The sequence below is a fragment of the Paenibacillus sp. YPG26 genome (genome assembly GCF_023704175.1).
Taxonomy (GTDB): domain Bacteria; phylum Bacillota; class Bacilli; order Paenibacillales; family Paenibacillaceae; genus Fontibacillus.
Map to the genome: position 1 here is coordinate 534,337 of NZ_CP084530.1, position 16,312 is coordinate 550,648.

At 50.5% G+C, this 16,312-nt stretch carries 20 protein-coding genes and 1 riboswitch; of the genes, 10 read left to right on the plus strand and 10 right to left on the minus strand.

The annotated features are described in order from the left end of the window. Nucleotides 1-314 precede the first annotated feature (314 nt). Complete coding sequence (locus LDO05_RS02360; protein ID WP_481857012.1) at nt 315-653, plus strand: metal-sensitive transcriptional regulator; 339 nt, start codon at nt 315-317, stop codon at nt 651-653. Between the two features lie 21 nt (nt 654-674). After that, nucleotides 675-875 (plus strand): copper ion binding protein, encoded by a 201-nt coding sequence (locus LDO05_RS02365; protein ID WP_251377325.1) that lies wholly within the window; start codon nt 675-677, stop codon nt 873-875. A gap of 137 nt (nt 876-1,012) precedes the next feature. On the opposite strand, the gene LDO05_RS02370 is transcribed toward LDO05_RS02365, so the two are convergent. From LDO05_RS02370 to LDO05_RS02380, 3 genes are all read right to left on the minus strand, one after another. Continuing rightward, nucleotides 1,013-1,423, minus strand: a complete 411-nt coding sequence (locus tag LDO05_RS02370) for an exosporium protein C (protein ID WP_251377326.1) — start codon at nt 1,421-1,423, stop codon at nt 1,013-1,015. A 255-nt stretch (nt 1,424-1,678) separates the two neighbouring features. Then, nucleotides 1,679-3,058 (minus strand): hypothetical protein, encoded by a 1,380-nt coding sequence (locus LDO05_RS02375; protein ID WP_481857040.1) that lies wholly within the window; start codon nt 3,056-3,058, stop codon nt 1,679-1,681. Nucleotides 3,059-3,459: 401 nt separating this feature from the next. Continuing rightward, entirely contained in the window at nt 3,460-4,923 is a 1,464-nt protein-coding gene (locus LDO05_RS02380; RefSeq protein WP_251377328.1) for an aminotransferase-like domain-containing protein, read from the minus strand. Nucleotides 4,924-5,071: 148 nt separating this feature from the next. On the opposite strand from LDO05_RS02380, the gene LDO05_RS02385 reads away from it, so the two are divergent. The 5 genes from LDO05_RS02385 to LDO05_RS02405 all read left to right on the plus strand — a co-directional run bounded on the left by LDO05_RS02385 (nt 5,072) and on the right by LDO05_RS02405 (nt 9,675). Continuing rightward, the gene (locus tag LDO05_RS02385; RefSeq protein ID WP_251377329.1) at nt 5,072-5,698 is read left to right on the plus strand and encodes a LysE/ArgO family amino acid transporter; all 627 of its coding nucleotides are present in this window, start codon (nt 5,072-5,074) and stop codon (nt 5,696-5,698) included. Nucleotides 5,699-5,811: 113 nt separating this feature from the next. Then, entirely contained in the window at nt 5,812-6,981 is a 1,170-nt protein-coding gene (locus LDO05_RS02390; protein WP_251377330.1) for a YhgE/Pip domain-containing protein, read from the plus strand. A 356-nt stretch (nt 6,982-7,337) separates the two neighbouring features. Further along, on the plus strand, nt 7,338-7,931 hold the full coding sequence (locus LDO05_RS02395; RefSeq protein ID WP_251377331.1) for a TetR family transcriptional regulator: 594 nt from the start codon (nt 7,338-7,340) through the stop codon (nt 7,929-7,931). After that, nucleotides 7,928-8,671 (plus strand): oxygen-insensitive NADPH nitroreductase, encoded by a 744-nt coding sequence (gene nfsA, locus LDO05_RS02400; protein ID WP_251377332.1) that lies wholly within the window; start codon nt 7,928-7,930, stop codon nt 8,669-8,671. Before LDO05_RS02395 ends, nfsA begins: the two co-directional genes overlap by 4 nt. 248 nt (nt 8,672-8,919) lie before the next feature. Then, nucleotides 8,920-9,675, plus strand: coding sequence for an AAA family ATPase (locus LDO05_RS02405; RefSeq protein WP_251377333.1), 756 nt, complete (start codon nt 8,920-8,922; stop codon nt 9,673-9,675). A 12-nt stretch (nt 9,676-9,687) separates the two neighbouring features. Here LDO05_RS02405 and LDO05_RS02410 read toward each other — a convergent pair whose 3' ends face one another. From LDO05_RS02410 to LDO05_RS02435, 6 genes are all read right to left on the minus strand, one after another. Further along, nucleotides 9,688-10,119: an ASCH domain-containing protein gene (locus LDO05_RS02410; protein WP_251377334.1), complete on the minus strand. Its 432-nt coding sequence runs from the start codon at nt 10,117-10,119 to the stop codon at nt 9,688-9,690. Between the two features lie 201 nt (nt 10,120-10,320). Then, nucleotides 10,321-11,109 (minus strand): TatD family hydrolase, encoded by a 789-nt coding sequence (locus LDO05_RS02415; RefSeq protein ID WP_251377335.1) that lies wholly within the window; start codon nt 11,107-11,109, stop codon nt 10,321-10,323. Then, complete coding sequence (locus tag LDO05_RS02420) at nt 11,099-11,935, minus strand: ABC transporter ATP-binding protein (protein WP_251377337.1); 837 nt, start codon at nt 11,933-11,935, stop codon at nt 11,099-11,101. Before LDO05_RS02420 ends, LDO05_RS02415 begins: the two co-directional genes overlap by 11 nt. A 12-nt stretch (nt 11,936-11,947) precedes the next feature. Further along, nucleotides 11,948-12,712 carry an ABC transporter permease gene (locus LDO05_RS02425; RefSeq protein WP_251377338.1) on the minus strand — a complete coding sequence of 255 codons (765 nt, stop codon included), beginning with the start codon at nt 12,710-12,712 and terminating at the stop codon, nt 11,948-11,950. Further along, on the minus strand, nt 12,709-13,002 hold the full coding sequence (locus LDO05_RS02430) for a thiamine-binding protein (RefSeq protein WP_251377339.1): 294 nt from the start codon (nt 13,000-13,002) through the stop codon (nt 12,709-12,711). Before LDO05_RS02430 ends, LDO05_RS02425 begins: the two co-directional genes overlap by 4 nt. A 54-nt stretch (nt 13,003-13,056) precedes the next feature. Next, entirely contained in the window at nt 13,057-14,103 is a 1,047-nt protein-coding gene (locus LDO05_RS02435) for an ABC transporter substrate-binding protein (protein WP_251377340.1), read from the minus strand. 149 nt (nt 14,104-14,252) lie between these two features. Continuing rightward, a riboswitch (TPP riboswitch) is annotated at nt 14,253-14,364 on the minus strand. Nucleotides 14,365-14,490: 126 nt separating this feature from the next. On the opposite strand from LDO05_RS02435, the gene LDO05_RS02440 reads away from it, so the two are divergent. The 3 genes from LDO05_RS02440 to LDO05_RS02450 all read left to right on the plus strand — a co-directional run bounded on the left by LDO05_RS02440 (nt 14,491) and on the right by LDO05_RS02450 (nt 15,731). Further along, nucleotides 14,491-14,916 (plus strand): pyridoxamine 5'-phosphate oxidase family protein, encoded by a 426-nt coding sequence (locus LDO05_RS02440; protein ID WP_481857013.1) that lies wholly within the window; start codon nt 14,491-14,493, stop codon nt 14,914-14,916. A gap of 296 nt (nt 14,917-15,212) precedes the next feature. After that, nucleotides 15,213-15,413: a cold-shock protein gene (locus LDO05_RS02445; protein ID WP_009223993.1), complete on the plus strand. Its 201-nt coding sequence runs from the start codon at nt 15,213-15,215 to the stop codon at nt 15,411-15,413. 84 nt (nt 15,414-15,497) lie between these two features. Beyond that, entirely contained in the window at nt 15,498-15,731 is a 234-nt protein-coding gene (locus LDO05_RS02450; RefSeq protein WP_251377341.1) for a cold-shock protein, read from the plus strand. A 110-nt stretch (nt 15,732-15,841) separates the two neighbouring features. Here the strand turns inward: LDO05_RS02450 and LDO05_RS02455 are convergent, their stop codons facing one another. Continuing rightward, nucleotides 15,842-16,228, minus strand: coding sequence for a VOC family protein (locus LDO05_RS02455; RefSeq protein ID WP_251377342.1), 387 nt, complete (start codon nt 16,226-16,228; stop codon nt 15,842-15,844). Nucleotides 16,229-16,312 lie beyond the last annotated feature (84 nt).

A 16,312-nucleotide genomic window follows, 5' to 3' on the forward strand; every position in this document is an offset into this window, starting at 1 on the left:
TAGGCGGGTTTATGTCCAATCTGTGAAAAAAGTCACTCTGGGGGTCTAACTATAAGTATACCCGTTATACGAACGCTAAATTTCTAATTCCAGTCCTCAAATGTTACTATTTAGGAACAATCGGACCTTGGATAGAAGCTGAAGCAAGAAAGTGCTTGAATACCCCCTTGGGGTATATTATACTAAAAATATAGATACGACCTAGTTAACATGTCCATATTGGTGAGAAGCGTTACGAACAGGTTATTTTTAGACAATGTGTCTTATCGGATTAACTCAAGAAATTAGAATGAAGAAATAAGGGGGCGGGAAGAGTGTCAGAAGAGAATCAGGTGCAGGCCGCAAATGCAGACTGCTGTGCTACAGGGGATCATGCCCGTCAGAGCCACCATTCCGAGAAGACGAAGAGTAATCTGATCACCCGGTTGAATCGGGTGGAAGGCCAGATCCGCGGGGTCAAGGGTATGATTGAGAGGGACACGTACTGTGATGATGTGCTTAATCAGATTGCTGCGATTCAGTCCGCGCTGAACAGCGTCGGCAAGCTTCTGCTGGAAGGGCATATGAAGAGCTGTGTTATAGAACGAATTCAAGCCGGAGAGATGGAAGTTATGGATGAACTGCTCGTGACGGTTAATAAATTAATGAAATAATTACGCGGGGAGGCAGCGAATATGGCAGAAATAACATTGAATGTACAGGGCATGTCTTGTCAGCACTGCGTTAAGGCAGTGGAAGGTGCCCTTAGTGAGGCTGGAGCAGCCGGCACAGTGGATCTAGCGTCCGGCACAGTTGCCGTCAAGTACGATGAGAGCAAAGTGACAGTCGAAGCGTTGAAAGAAGCGATTGAGGAGCAGGGTTACGACGTTGTCTAATTGTAGCCGCAAGACACGTTTGAAATCCGGCATGGTGCGGTCGTAATGCTGCTGTACCTTGATTGTTCTGAATAGAACAACACAAAAAGAGCCCGGTTAAGGGCTCTTTTTGTATGCGCTGCTTAAGTCGCGATGAATTAGAGTTCAACTGCCAAAGCGCTGAAGGTGATCGGTCCAATAACAGTAGCCGCGGTGCCTGGTGTAAGAAGCTCGACAGAAAGGGTATAGTCATGCGTTCCTGCGGCCACGCCCGGATCAATAGCTTGAAGCGTGGTCAGATAATATTTCTCGAAGCCGGCTTCAAAGCCTTGACGCGCATAATAAATTTCATGACCATCCCGGAAGATACGGAAGAGGACGCTGCCTGTTCCCAAATCCCCCCGGAAACCAACAGCAGCCACCAGCTCTACACGATTATTTGCCACTGGAGGAACCACAATTCTAACCTGCGAGATCCCTTGACCAGCAGGGGTCAACGGAATTGTAATAGCCGCTCCATCCGTAATTGGAGTTGGAACGTTAGTGCCATATGCCAATATCTGTGCCATTAATCTATCATCTCCTTCTTGGAATATACTGTATTGTATGCGGGGAGATAGATTCGGACTGGACGACTAGCATTATGTAAAAGCTGATTTTTGATAGATTTGAGTGGGATACGGTCTGAAATGTTCTTCTGCTGAAGATGAGAGTGGAGAGGCTTAATGTTATTATGTAAATGATTAGGGACCTTCCCTAATTCCGCTTCGTCACCTTCTTCATGGCGCTGACAAGCTTGTTTAGGCAAGGTCCCTAGGGTTAGTTTAGTAAACGTTTACGATTGCAGAAACAGTCTGATCCCCGTATTTGGCCGTAATGATGGCCGTTCCCCGGCTGATAGCGGTAATATTTCCTTGTGCATCAATGGTCAGAACATCGGGACGGCTTGAGCTGTAAGTAGCGCTGGAACTTACGTTGACAGCTTGTCCATTCTGATCATACGAGGTTACGACCGTGTCAAATGTATCTCCCAGGCTGATACTGTACTCTTCGGAGTCAAATTTGAGGCTGGATACCGGATCTCCTGGATTTTCTGATCCGCCCGAGTTAGCAGCGTTCAGCTTCACCAGCTTATTGCCCGTCAATGCGTAGATATCCTTATCGCCGATTTGGATGGCTTCCGCAACTTTACCTAGGTCCTTCGACCAAAGCAGCTTGCCGGAGGCATCGATTTGGAAGAGGCCGCGATCGGCCGCGAGCAGATAACCGTCTTTATCTTCAGTGACTTGGTTAACTTTACCGATGTCGTATGAATTTCTCCACAGCTTATTCCCTGTCTTATCCAATTTAAGGATCTCAATCTGTGAAGAACCATAATCAGGGGTAGAAGTAACCAGATAACCGTCATTCACAGCCTTGACCTGCCCCGGCAATTGAAGTGTCTTAATCCACAGCGTTTCTCCCGATGGACTCAGCTTCCAAAGTTTGACCGCACCTTCAATATTGGCGGATACAATGACATCGCCTTCTGGAGTTACATCTGCATTAGTTGCATCGAGAAAACCTGAAAATCCACTATCTTCACTGGACTTGATCCATTCGGTTTGACCTGAAGCGTTAATTTTACCAACTTTGGCGGGGATGGGAACATTGATTCCGCCTGGCGAGAGGGTGTACACGATACTTCCGTCATCACTTTCAACTATCGAATTCACACGTACCCAAGCTCCACCGCTTACTGTTTTTGCCCATAACACTTTCCCGTTCTGATCTACTTTAGTTATGAATGACGGATAATATTTAGGGATCATATCAACATATGTTCCGCTGAGCACGTAACCACCGTCTTTCGTAGGGGAGACATCGGAGATAATCACGGGTTTGGGAGCATCATCCCGATCCGCTTGATTATCCAACGTAATATTGCTGCTCCATGTTGAGTTACCTTGGTCATCCCAACGGGAAAGGTAGCCTAACAGACGACCCTCGCTATTCATGGAATCCCCGTTTAACCCGCCGATGGACAATTGATGGTTGGATGACTGTAAAATGCCGGTCAGCTGGATTTGCTCATCTCCAGCACCTTTCTGCCACACAATTTCAGGACTTGCGCTATCTGCCGATACCTGACCAGGGAGCGAGCTGGCTGCCATCACGAGTCCCATGAAGCCATATAATAGCCCTTTTTTTGCCTTCGTTCTCATGTTCACCTTCACTAAAATCCTCCTTTTTAATAAAAGAATAGATAATATGCCATCTATCAAAGTTCCAGATGTGACATATTAATACCATTAAATAGCATTACCGTAAATTGGTAAATCCTTCGTTTGTCATATTTTCAGATTCTACGAATTGATCCTATATGAGTACTGCGAGTAAAGAGATGCGGGTTATTGTACTCATGAGTAATGGAGGAGAGGAGGTAATATATGAGTACAACTTTAAAGAAGGTATGTACTTAGTAACGAATGTAACTGGTTGGGTTTGATGAAGAGAATAGAACCTTCTCCCCATAAGTACAGTGAGGAGAAGGTTCTGATGGGTATCCCTATTCGCTATGCCGAGGAACGAATCTGCTAGTCGCTTCTACGTTCTAATGCCCAGATTAATTGCCGGAAATAGTTAAATACCTGATGATCACCGCTAACCGTGATATTCCCCGTTCCAGCTCATCCATACTTGCATACGCATAGGACAGGCGCAGACAGTCTATTGCTTCAGGATCATATAGATGACCCGGATTCAGCAGGATGCCTTCCTTTAGCGCAGCTTCAAATAGCAGCCGAGGAGCAGGGGCGTTATACAGCTTCAGCCAAATATAGAATCCTCCCTGTGGCAGTTGCCACTCGGCTAAGTCCCCCATATGCCTGTCCAGCATAGCTGCGGCCGCGTCCCGGCGAGCTCTTAGCATGCCTCTAAGCGAGCTCATATGTTCCTCATGCATACCACTTGAGAACCACTCCCTCGCGGCCCATTGAGACAGTTGGCTGGAGCCATAATCTGTCTGCATCTTGAGATCGGCAAGTCTGTCAATTACGGGCTCCGGTCCTGCAATCCAGCCAATACGCAGACCTGGGCTCACCATCTTGGACAAGCTTCCCATATAGACAACCATACCCTTCTTATCTAGTGATTTCAGCGGCAGCGGAGGCGGCGTTTCAAGCCATAGCTCCCGGTACACGTCATCCTCCAGTACGGGTAGACTGAGTTCCGAACAGGCATCCAGCAGCTTTTGCCGCCGTGCTTCGCTCATTAGGATGCCGGTTGGATTATGGAAGGAAGGGATGGTGTAGAGCAGGGCCCCGCTGGACTGCCGGGCATAAGACGCGATCAGTGGGTCCCGAATTCCCTCGGCATCCATGGGGATGCCCCTAAGCTTCATGCCGGCGGACTGGAAGACGGGGACGGAATACAGATAGGAAGGCCGCTCTAGAAGCACGGAAGATCCTGGCTGCATTAGCCCAAGGGACACAAGCTGAAGGGCCTGCAGAGCCCCGGATACGATAAGGATCGACCGGGGTGAAGCCGAAATGCCGAGCGTGCGAAGACGCTCCGCGATCAGCTCACGCAAGCCAAGGTCACCGCCAGGCTCGCCGTAGCCGAGGTCCGGCGCACGGTGCTGCGCCATCGTCTGCAGCAGGCGCTGCATCCCCGCCTGCGGTAGCAGCTCCGGCGAGAGCTCGCCAGTGCCGAGGCGAATGATACCGGGCTGGAACTCAGCCCGGTTGATCTCCTGCACCGCCGGCAGGTTGGGCCGGTGGATGCTTGAGCTCACGTAGGCATTCCAGTCCGGCGGCTTCGCCGCCGCGAGAATGCCCCACGTTCCGCTTACCACACGCGTGCCTCCGCCGCGGTTGCCTTCAAGCAATCCGGCGGCGTTCAACTCATCCAGCGCCGTAACTACGGTGCTGCGGTTGACACCGAAGGAAGCCGCCAGGCTGCGCTGGGACGGCAGCCGGGTCCCAACCGGCCATTCACCGCTTGCGATGCTCTCCTTGATGTGCTGTTCAATCTGCAGGTGGAGCGGCACATTGGACTGCCGATTCGGCTTCCAATTGTCCAGCCGCATAGGTCATGACTCCTTCCTTAATCACTATATATTCAAACAGTATACTATTTGGTTGGTTCGTTAGCCATCCAAATGGCTGGAGCCAATCACCTATATAGAAGGTACACTAATATAGCCGAAAGAAAGTTCTGATTTGGAGGTTATGACTATGTTGGAAGCCGTATTACATGGGTTAATCCTGGCACTTGGGCTTATTTTGCCGCTGGGGGCGCAGAATGTATTTGTATTTAATCAGGGTGCGAGCTCAACCAGGTGGACAGAAGCTCTTCCAGTGGTTGTGGCAGCCTCCCTGTGTGATTCACTGTTAATTATTATGGCGGTATATGGGGTATCCCTGCTGCTGTTATCCATGGCGTGGCTAAAGACGATCCTGTTCACCGCAGGCATTCTATTTCTGCTCTATATGGGCTGGTCCATCTGGACAAGCGCTCCGAAGCGAGCCGCGTCTGAGACATTGAAGCTTCCTGCACGTAAGCAGATTCTGTTCGCCATCTCTGTGTCTCTGCTCAATCCCCATGCGATTATGGATACCGTAGGTGTGATCGGAACAAGCGCATTGCATTATGAAGGAGGTGTTAAGTGGGGTTTCACCTTGGCAACCCTGGCTATGTCCTGGATCTGGTTCGCGTCACTGGCCATAGCGGGAAAGTGGGTTGGCAAGCTGGACCGGGCTGGAGGAATTCTTAATATGATTAACAAAATTTCCGCCATTGTCATTTGGAGCGTGGCGGTCTATATGACGGTTCAGCTCATGACTTCCTCTCAAATTAACTAGAAGTGACGCAGATTAGTGATTGACAGGAAGAAGTCTCCGAAGTATATTTTAAACAAATGTTTTAAATGATTGTTTAGAACACGGAAATTAGACAAAGAGGAGAGATAAACCACATGCTGGAGACTTTTAAAGGATTAATCAAGAAGCCGCAGACTATTGTTGGAGTAGTCATGGCTTTGGCATTCCAGATCATTTTCTGCCTGGTATGGATGACTGGATACAATGGGGTCAATGACCGGGTGAAGGAGTTCAAGATCGCGGTAGTGAATGAGGATGGACAGTTGGGAGAGTCTCTGAGTAAGCAGCTCGCCGGGAAGCTTCCTTTCCAGGTCGTATCTATGAGTGCGGCTGAGGCGAGTGAAGGTCTGAACAGCCGGGAGCTTCAGATGATCGTAACGGTGCCGCAGCAGTTCAGCGCGGATCTGAAGACCCCCGGGAAGCAGGCGGAGCTTAAATATACGATTAACGAATCGAACCCTGTGACCGTCAAGAGCGCGATGCAGAGCGCGGCCAATTCCATAACGGCTTCCGTTAATGCGGGTGCTGCCGCTCAGGGAACCCAGGCTGTGCTTGAACAGCTCAAGATGCCTGCCGAACAGGCGGGGGCAACTTCCTCAGCGCTGACAGAGCGCGTGAATTCCGAGATTACTTTTACGAACAAGATCGATGGCATGAACAATCAGATGGTGCCGATGATGCTGGTGCTGGCCTCCTACGTCGGAGCCATGATTATGGGCATGAACGTCCAGCAGGGTGTGATGATGATGGGACCACGCACTTCGAAATGGCGGTTGTTCGGAGCCCGTATGCTGCTGAATGTGCTGTCTGCCGTGATTGTGTCGCTGGTGGGGTCATCCTTGGTTATGGCACTTGGCGGCCAGGCTGCGCATGGGTTCCTAAGTCTGTGGATGTTCCTTGGTTTGTTCGTCCTGACTTTTATGCTCTTCGCTCAAATGTTCCTGATTCTCTTCGGGATGGCCGGTATGCTGGTAAATGTAACGATGCTCTCCCTGCAGCTTGTGAGCTCTGGTGCTATGGTGCCGCGTCAGCTGCTGAGCGGCGCTTACCAGTGGATGGGTGAATTCCTTCCAGCATCTTATGCGGTGGAAGGTCTGATGAACCTCCAGTTCGGCGGTCCTTCCATTGGACCTGAAGTCACAGCCCTTCTGCTCATTAGCTTGATTAGCGTTGGGGTCAGTCTGCTTAGGGTAGCCTTGAAGCGGGAGCCGAAGTCAGATAAGACCAAGGAGCTGTCCACAGATCCGGTTGCAACTGCGGTGTAAGCTTAAGGAAGATATTATATATGACGCAGTCAAACAAGACATGTAGGTAAGGCGTAACGGAGGGGAAGCTTGGAACTGTAGGAGCGAAAGCGATCGCCTTTGTCTCCGGATTTCATCCGCCCTGCGGTACAAATCAAGAAATCCGGAGACAACAGCGGCCGAAAGTCCAAGCATTCCCCGTAGTTACGAATGTACCCACAAATGTGTACATTTTAACTGCGTCTTATATAGGTGATAGATGCCTGTGATCCGGGAGTGACCGTGCCGGACGCAGGCTTTTTCACATGAGCCAGCCTTGCGTATGCGGTTACAAAGACGCATAATGGGACTAGAATTAGTAGAGGGGATTCTGGGCAATGAATCATAACGATTGCGACATCAAGATGCGTATCCTGTTATCCGCCAAGAAGCTTTTTGCCAAACAGGGGTATGAGGGCACGAGTGTACGGCAGATCTGTGAGGATGCGGGGGCCAATGTGGCGCTGATCTCTTACCATTTCGGGGGGAAAGAAAAGGTGTTCACAGCCTTGTTCGAGAAGTTCTTCCCGGGTAAATTAATGAGCGATTACAGCGAGCAGCTTAGCGAACCGCTTCCGGGTCTTCGGCTGCTCATCTCGGAGGTTATTCATTTCACCTTTAAGGATAGGGAGCTTAGCAGTATTATTCAGCAGGAAGTGATGCTGGATTCACCCCGCAGGGATATCGTCATGGAATTTTTGTATCCGGTATGGAGCAAGGTAAAGGAACTGCTGATCGAAGGGAAGGAAGAGGGCCTGTTCGATTTCGACTCGCTGAGCAATACGCTGCTTATGGTAATAGGAGCGGCTCTTGCCCACAAACGGGTATATGATTTTGAACGCTTAATTGCAGATGAAGAGATGAACCCGGAGCAAATCCCGGAACAGACAGTCAAATTTATTCTAAGAGGGTTAGGAGTGAATGAGGTATGAATGACACCATCGCCTTACTCAAAAGTCACCGGTCGATCCGGAAATTCAAAGATAAGCCGCTGGGCAAGAGTATGGTGGAGCAGATTATCAGCGCCGGTCAGGCTGCCTCTACCTCTAGCAATGTGCAGGCCTTCAGTGTTGTGGCCATAACAGATACAGAGCGGAAAGGAATTCTGTCGGAGCTCGCAGGGAATCAGGCTTATATCCGGGAGTGTCCCGTCTTCCTGGTATGGTGTGCGGATCTGCACCGCCTGAAATATACGGCAGAGAAGCACCGTCCTGGTCAGGAGTCCTATGAGGATGTGACCGAGAGCTTCATCATCGCGACAGTGGATACCGCGCTCGCCGCGCAGAACGCCGCTGTGGCCGCGGAGTCGCTGGGTCTTGGAATTGTATACATCGGCGCAATTCGTAACCGGATTGACGAAGTGGCCGACCTGCTGGAACTGCCGGATCTCGTATATCCCGTGTTCGGGATGTGTCTGGGTTATCCAGACCAGGAGCCGGGTCTTCGTCCTAGATTACCGGTCTCGGCGGTCCTGCATTGGGATGAATACGATACAGACAAGACGGAAGATCAGGTTGAGCTCTATGACAAGACGATGTCAGGGTATCTGCGCGAACGCACTGGTGGACAGAAGGACACGCCTTGGTCGGAGCTGATGGCCGAGAAGCTGACTCAGCCAGCGCGCCTGCATATGCGGGAGTTTTTGCAGAAGAGAGGCTTTGAACTAAAGTGAGTTTTTTTGCATATGAGTAACCGGGATCGTGAGCACAGGCTCCGGTCCTTTTTTGTGCTCTAGATAATGAAGCTAGAGTAAAGACTTACATGAAGGCGGGCAGCGGCTGAGAGTTCAGCGTTCCCCGCGGTTGCCTGTGCATTCAACAATGCAGCTATTGCAGCTGCTCTTTAAATATGGGATATAATGTAACGTGTAGATTAAGCGACGTAGATTTTTTATCCGAGATAAAAAGGAGGATGCTGCGGATGAGCATTTATGAGGCGGACGCGTACGTGAGGAGCATCGAGCTGGATAGGATCCGGATTCCTTCTTATCAGCAGTATCCGTTCAACCTGGGGGCGGTTCGGCATCTGCACAGTCTGAAGCTTCATCCTAAGGTTACGTATATCATCGGGGAGAACGGAATGGGCAAGTCCACATTGATGGAAGCGATGGCCGTTGCCTGGGGCTTCAATCCTGAGGGAGGTACGAAGAACTTCAACTTCTCCACCCAGGCCACGCACTCTCCGCTGCACGAATATATCCGCTTGGTTCGGGGCAGGAACAGACCGCGGGACGGGTTCTTCTTCCGGGCGGAGAGCTATTATAATTTGGCGACGAATATGGAGGTGCTGGACCGGGAAGTCTCGAATGCCCGACTTATAAAAGATTCATACGGCGGCAAATCGCTGCATGAGCAGTCGCACGGCGAGTCCTTTTTGGCGGCCTTCCTCCACCGGTTCGGGGGACGGGGGCTCTACATCCTGGACGAGCCGGAGGCCGCGCTGTCCCCACTGCGGCAGATGGCCATGCTGGCGCGGATCCATGAGCTGGTAGAGCGGAATTCCCAGTTCATCATCTCCACGCATTCTCCGATTCTTATGGCGTATCCCGATTCGACTATTTACAATCTGACGGCCGAGGGGATGGAGGTTACTTCACTGGAAGAGACGGACCATTACATTATCATGAAAGAGTTCCTAAATAATAAGGATAAAATGCTGCGTGAGCTGTTCGATTAATGAAGAGCAGACTCAGCTGAGAATGGGGTATTCCCAAAGTCCAAGCTGTCCCTTCGCTGGAATGAACTCAGGGAGCAGGGTCATATCCTCAACTTCCCAAGCGAAATGATCGACCCTGTAATCACCGAACAGGTAGTCATTCCCTTTAACCTCTTGACCCTCCTCCAATACTGCGGAATCCCCGCTATTCCCGGTAACCCTGTAACAATTTACAAGACGGCAAGTTGCCAGGATTACGCCAGTTGGCAGCTTCGTCTCGGTATAGCCATGCTTGGCAAGGACTGAGAATACAGGCTCGTCACGGCAGGCTGCCTTGTCTGTTCTTAAGCTGGCATGAATCGCGAGCGGTCCGCGGTAACGTGTTCTCCACGACCTTGTTTCATATTTGATTTCCCCGAGAACAAAGAGGCTTGCCCAAGGCTGAATCATCGACAGTACCTTCAAGAAATTATCCCCTGTCATTTTAGCTTTTTGTTTAGATTACCCTATAGTTAGTGAAGTACACCTATCGTCAATTTATGAAATTGATAGCGCAAACTTAATAACAGGGTTAACCATTAATGGTATGAATGAGAAAAAGCCCTCGATTAGAGGGCTTGTGTCGCATAAGCAGAGATGTAAGGGCATAGCAGCTAATGTTCACATTTAATAGTAGAACCGCTTCGTATTCGCGTACAGCATCGTCTCCGCTTGCTGGGGTGTGATTCCGTGAATCGCCCCGTAAGCCGCGATGACGTCTCTCACCATCCGCGGGTGGGTCACTTGACCCTTGAAAAGTCCTTCAAATGGCCAAGGTCCATCGGTCTCTGCCATCACAAGATGCTTCGGATAACGCTCTGCCAGCTCTCTGATCTCCGGCTCATACAGCAGGTCGGGGGTGAAGGAAATATAATAGCCCTGGCTGGCCATACGCTTAATCGTGTGCGGCGCTCCCTTGAACCAGTGGAAATGCGCCCGGGTAATCCGGTGCTTCTCCAGCAGGTCGCAGACGAGATCCGCATCTTCATAGACGGCGTGCAGAACGACGGGCTTATCCAGACGGGCGGCCAGAGCGAGCAGTCTGTCCAACAGGTGAAGATAAGGGGCATTGTCCCAAGCTTCACCGCGTTCCGTGGTCTCTAGCCGGGAGTAATAGGGGAGACCGATCTCGCCGACAGCCGCCATCTGATCTGCATGCTGCTCGATCCACTGTATCAGCTTGTCCACGTCGTGTTCAGACGGTAGTTCCTGCTCGGGGTGAAACCCGTAAGCAGGCCGGACGATGCCCGGGTATTGCATGGCCAGCTTCTGATTCTGCTGCGAGGATTCCAGGTTCATCGAGACGGCAACTAAGGACTCCACACCGCTGGCTGCAAGCTCACCAAGCAGCTTGGTGCGGATGTGCTCATCATAGAGATCGAGGTGAATATGGGCGTCGATTATTTTATTCAGCATAGGAGCGGCTCCCTTCAAGCATTTTCTTCTGTTCCTCCCGCATGTACTGCGTCAGCTCCCGCTTCAGGGCGAGGAAGGAAGGGCTCTCTGTAATCTCGTCCCGGCGCGGCCTTGGAAAAGGAACGTTAACCTTATGCAGCACCGCAGCCGGACGGCTCGAGAACAGATATACCGTATCCGACAGCAGCAGAGCTTCCTCAATACTGTGAGTAATGAACAGCACCGAGCGCTTATTCTCTTCCCAGATATTCAACAGCCAATGCTGCATGTCGCTCCGGGTCAGCGCATCAAGTGCGCTGAAGGGTTCATCCAGGCACATCACTTCCTGTCTGCCCAGCAGTCCGCGAAGGAAGGAGGCGCGCTGCTGCATGCCGCCGGACAGCTTGTGCGGATAGGAGCTCTCGAATCCACCAAGTCCTGCGCGAAGCAGCCATTCTCTAGCCTCCGCCCGGGCCTCCTTAACCGTTACACCGTCTACTTCCATCGCCAGAATCACATTATCTTCAATTGTCCGCCAAGGGAATAAAGCCGGCTGCTGGGGAACATAACTGATATGTCCCTTCTGCCCGGTGATATCCTGGCCTTGCAGCAGAATTTGGCCCTGATCCGGCTCGGTCAGACCGCCGATCAGGTGGAACAAGGTACTCTTGCCGCTGCCTGACGGGCCAACGATGGACACGAACTCACCTTGCGCAACCGATAGCGAGATGTCCTTCAGCACCGGCAGGCTCTGACGCTTGTCCCGGAAGCTCTTGCTAAGGCCACGAACCTCGAGTGCAGGAACTGGAATAGAGGACCCCGGTTCATCCGTTGTTGACTTGTCCATAATCTTCCCTCCTTATTTATTCTTCTGTTCAGGCTTATAACGGATTAACCATTTCTCCAGGAGCACAATAAGTGTGAACAGCAGCAGACTCATGACTACAATAATCATAATGGCAACAAAGATCCGGTCCGTTCGAAATGAGGATTTCTGCATCAGCATATACTGGCCGATGCCGCTCCCGCTTCCCATCCATTCCGCAATAATGGCTCCCATAACGCTGTAGGTGGAGGCGATCTTAACTCCGGAGAGGATGGAAGGAAGCGCATAGGGAAGCTCGAGCTTCCTGAAGATCTGCCCTCTACTGGCCCCGATCATTCGCATATAGTTGAGCATCACATGATCGGTCCGCGATAGTCCATCCAGGGTTGCAACCGCGACCGGGAAGAAGCAGACGAGCGTGATAATAATAAGCTTGGGCGTCAGATCAAAGCCGAACCAGACGACCAGCAGAGGAGCCAGCGCGATTGTGGGGATGTTCTGACTCAGAATAATCAGCGGATACAGAGCTGACTTCAAGATAGGTATGAAATGAAGTGTAATTGCAATGATAAGTCCTACGGCAAGGCCAATGACGAGTCCAAGCAAAGTGAGCTGAAGAGTGGCGAGGGTCTTGTCCCATAGATTGGCCGGATTGGCTGCCGCTTCCCTTCCAATATCGGCGGGACTCGGAAGCAGCCATTTATCAGTAACGAATAACGAGGTTCCAATCTGCCAGGCGAGAATAAACAAGATGACCGCCACTAGGGGCGGCCATACTATTTTGAACCAGGATCTCATGGACGGTATTTCTCCGTCAGCTTATCCATACTCGCACCTTCGGGTGTGTACAGAATCTTGATCTGCGAAATAATGCTTGGACTGCCGAACTCTATCACCGCTTCATTCATCTTCTTCACAATATCCAGGAGCTCGCTCAGTTCCCCTTCCATCGTTGTCTCAAGGGCGTTCACTTGATGCTTCACACCGGAAGCCTGAATAACCTCAATGGCCCTGTCGACGTAAGGAATCACATCCTCACCGCCCGGGGTCTTCGGAATAATCTGTATACTTAGCAGGGTGTTGGCCATGGTTGATCTTCCTTCCTATATGGATTGGATAGGTGCTTGATCTGGTTGTCTGCCTTACTTGGCTTCAGGCAGATAATCATTGGAGAATGCCTTGCTTGCGTCCAGAGGCTTATCCAGCAGCTTGCGTTCATACATCCAATCAGAGTAATTCTTCCATACGGATTCTTTCTGTTCTCCCCAACGTCGGGCATCATCCTTGTACCGGGGGCTTAGCCACTTCTGGCTGGCCACAACCAGCTTCTCGTCCAGGTCCGGTGCAGCCTTAAGCAGAATCTTGGCTGCCTCTTCCGGATGGTCGATGGCATACTCATAACCTTTGGAGGTTGCGTCCATGAAGGCTTTGACCATTTCCGGGTCGCTCGCGATGAGCTTCTCACTGGAAGCGATGACTGGTGTGTAATAGTCAAGCTTGTCTGAGTAGTCCTTGACGTAGAGCATATCCAGCGGTTGTCCGCGAAGCTGTGCCTCGATTCCGGTCCACCCATAATAGATCCAGGCGAAGTCAATATCCCGCTTCACAGCTGTGAAATAATCGGCATTACCGATATTGATATTGGTAACTTTGGAGACGTCAGCACCCTGGAGCTCCATGATCGATTTCATTACCGCTTCTTCCACAGGGGATCCCCAGCCGCCATATTTCTTCCCTTCGAAGTCTTTGGGAGATTTGATCTTGCGGTCAACCGGGGCTGCAAAGCCCGAGGTGTTGTGCTGAATCACGGCCGCCAGGGATACCAGCGGCACGTTCTGTGTGCGGCCTTGAGTAATGCTCTCCTGATAGCTGACACCGAACTGGGCGGCACCCGAAGCAATCATGGAATCAGCCGATCCGCTTCCGGGCTGAATAATATCCACGTTCAGTCCAGCATCCTTATAGTACCCAAGCTCTTTGGCGGCAAAAAGGCCGGTGTGATTCGTATTCGGAGTCCAGTCGAGCACGACCTTGATCTCCTTCAGCTCCTTCGTCTTCTCGGCAGCGGGAGTTGATGTGGTACCGGTTGCGGCGCTGCCGCTGTCCGCTTGCTTTGGAGCTCCGCAGCCCGCCGCTGCAAGTACAACAACACAGCTGAGCAGAAGCAGACTCCATATTCTCTTTTTCATTAGTATTCGCCCCTTCTTCCTAGAAATTCTACCTTGCTCCTGACCGTTAACCCGAGCTGTTATATGGAATGGACTATCCATATAGATGATGTAATGCAATAGAAAAAGGCGTCCTGGACAGGACGCCTTCATGCGCATGAAAGATTGGATTCACCAAACATTTCCCGTTCCTACGCTGGCATTATCCAGATCAGGTCTACGGGTTAGCATCTTGGGGATGCACTCTCAGCCGGCCTAATTCCAGCTCCCCGGGTCTTTGAAGTTATTACTAGAAGTATTATAGTCCCACCCCCGGACCTTGTCCAGTAAAGGGTCGCGTCAACGGTTCATCTTGCCCGCCTATGGGTACACTAACGGTGAGCGCCATTTTGAAATAGGAAGGGAGCAATGAGCATGGATCGTCAGCATTTGGAATCGCAGATTGAACAAGCCCTGAAGGATAATAAGTTTGGTTCCTTCGGAACCGTTGAGAACGGTGGCCCCAAGGTGCGTTACATGGCTATTTACCATGAGGGACTGACTATATACCTGGCTACCGACCGCAAGACGCATAAGGTGGAAGAGCTACAGAACAACCCCAAGGCAGCGCTGCTGCTAGGATATGAGCAGGGAGGAACGGGGGATATTGTTGAGATTGAGGGCGAGGCAACCATCAGCAGTGAGGACAGCCTCAAGTCCAAGGTCTGGAAGGATGAGTTCAAGAAGTATCTGGACGGACCGGATGATCCGGACTATGTAGTCATCAAGCTGGTGCCTTCGCGTATCGAATTCGTACCCCAGGGCTCTGACCGTCAGGTCTGGACCGCCTCATAATTCAAAGTTAATAACGATACCCGGGACAGCTTGTTCCGGGTTTTCTGGGCGTGCCGAGGCTAGTGAAGAGACGTATTGCAGCGCTTACTTTTTTCTTCCATTTTATCCACTTGGTTCCGGTTAGTATTTGCTTTTTGCTGGAAATAAGATTATAATAAAGTTAATTGACTCTTGGGGGATATTCTCATATTGAAAAGAGTGTCACTTACAACCTGGAACTTTTTTCAATGTGTGAATTTTTTTTATGGAAAAAAGGAGCATATTAATTTTTTTCACTTTTAGGGAGGCTACCCCAAATGGAAACAGGAACAGTTAAATGGTTCAACGCTGAGAAAGGCTTTGGCTTCATCGAAGTTGAAGGCGGCAACGATGTATTCGTGCATTTCAGCGCAATCACTGGCGAAGGCTTCAAGACGCTTGACGAAGGACAGCGCGTACAATTCAACGTTGTTCAAGGCAACCGCGGACCGCAAGCCGAGAACGTTGTAAAACTGTAACGCGAACCATACTGCCCTTAACGTGTGCGTTAGGGGCAGTTTTTTCTTTTTTTATTTAGAGGTTGGAACAGAAGGAGGATAATCATGAATTATCGAAAGAAAACGTTAGAAGAAGTTCCTGAGGAGATCACGCCGATTTGGTCCTGCACCAATGACAGTTGCAACGGATGGATGAGGGATAATTTTGCGTTTGACTACACTCCTGCTTGCCCTCTATGTTCTTCTGAGATGGAGAAGAGTTCAAAGATGCTTCCCTTGCTTGTTAACAACAATGCCGATATGAAGTCGCTCAAGAAGGGTGTTCAGATCGATCAGTAAGCTTGATATCCGTAAGTCTCATACCACATCAAGGCCTCCGTATTCAATACGGGGGCCTTTTATAGTGGTGAACAGACCCGCTCGGCCTGGTTCCGGACCAATCCATGCGTCTAACGCTGGAACAGCTCAATCCATTCCTTCTCAGGTCCATAGATGAAGAAGTAACGGTATCCGTTAGGCAGTGTGGTAATCTCCGAGTCAATGAATTGAACCTGATCGAAGGATTTAATACGCCGGAATTCTTCCTCGATATCCGGAACTGTAATAGCAAAGTGATGCACAGTCGCTTCCGAAGGCAGCGTATCGCTGTAACCTTGGATCAGTTCAATCTCCGTTTCGTTGCTGCCCCCGAATCCAAGGAAGGCCAGCTTGAAAATCCCGTTGGAATGCAGAAGAGTCCCCTTTAGCTCAAATCCCAGAATTTCCGTATAGAACCGGATCGAAGCATCAATATCCCGAACTACTATCCCGACGTGATCAACTTTCCGCTGTGTCATATGTACCATGCTCCTTCTCAATCATAAATTTATAACGATTATGCGAGTATAAAACCAACTTGTCAAGTAGGATTAATGCAATTA

Coding starts and splice junctions, on each gene's coding strand:
- LDO05_RS02385 (WP_251377329.1), top strand. CDS start 5,072: ATGTTGGAAGCCGTATTACATGGGTTAATCCTGGCACTTGGGCTTATT.
- LDO05_RS02455 (WP_251377342.1), bottom strand. CDS start 16,228: ATGACACAGCGGAAAGTTGATCACGTCGGGATAGTAGTTCGGGATATT.
- LDO05_RS02395 (WP_251377331.1), top strand. CDS start 7,338: ATGAATCATAACGATTGCGACATCAAGATGCGTATCCTGTTATCCGCC.
- LDO05_RS02420 (WP_251377337.1), bottom strand. CDS start 11,935: ATGGACAAGTCAACAACGGATGAACCGGGGTCCTCTATTCCAGTTCCT.
- LDO05_RS02375 (WP_481857040.1), bottom strand. CDS start 3,058: ATGAGAACGAAGGCAAAAAAAGGGCTATTATATGGCTTCATGGGACTC.
- LDO05_RS02425 (WP_251377338.1), bottom strand. CDS start 12,712: ATGAGATCCTGGTTCAAAATAGTATGGCCGCCCCTAGTGGCGGTCATC.
- LDO05_RS02445 (WP_009223993.1), top strand. CDS start 15,213: ATGGAAACAGGAACAGTTAAATGGTTCAACGCTGAGAAAGGCTTTGGC.
- LDO05_RS02440 (WP_481857013.1), top strand. CDS start 14,491: ATGAGCATGGATCGTCAGCATTTGGAATCGCAGATTGAACAAGCCCTG.
- nfsA (WP_251377332.1), top strand. CDS start 7,928: ATGAATGACACCATCGCCTTACTCAAAAGTCACCGGTCGATCCGGAAA.
- LDO05_RS02380 (WP_251377328.1), bottom strand. CDS start 4,923: ATGCGGCTGGACAATTGGAAGCCGAATCGGCAGTCCAATGTGCCGCTC.
- LDO05_RS02405 (WP_251377333.1), top strand. CDS start 8,920: ATGAGCATTTATGAGGCGGACGCGTACGTGAGGAGCATCGAGCTGGAT.
- LDO05_RS02450 (WP_251377341.1), top strand. CDS start 15,498: ATGAATTATCGAAAGAAAACGTTAGAAGAAGTTCCTGAGGAGATCACG.
- LDO05_RS02415 (WP_251377335.1), bottom strand. CDS start 11,109: ATGCTGAATAAAATAATCGACGCCCATATTCACCTCGATCTCTATGAT.
- LDO05_RS02365 (WP_251377325.1), top strand. CDS start 675: ATGGCAGAAATAACATTGAATGTACAGGGCATGTCTTGTCAGCACTGC.
- LDO05_RS02370 (WP_251377326.1), bottom strand. CDS start 1,423: ATGGCACAGATATTGGCATATGGCACTAACGTTCCAACTCCAATTACG.
- LDO05_RS02435 (WP_251377340.1), bottom strand. CDS start 14,103: ATGAAAAAGAGAATATGGAGTCTGCTTCTGCTCAGCTGTGTTGTTGTA.
- LDO05_RS02390 (WP_251377330.1), top strand. CDS start 5,812: ATGCTGGAGACTTTTAAAGGATTAATCAAGAAGCCGCAGACTATTGTT.
- LDO05_RS02430 (WP_251377339.1), bottom strand. CDS start 13,002: ATGGCCAACACCCTGCTAAGTATACAGATTATTCCGAAGACCCCGGGC.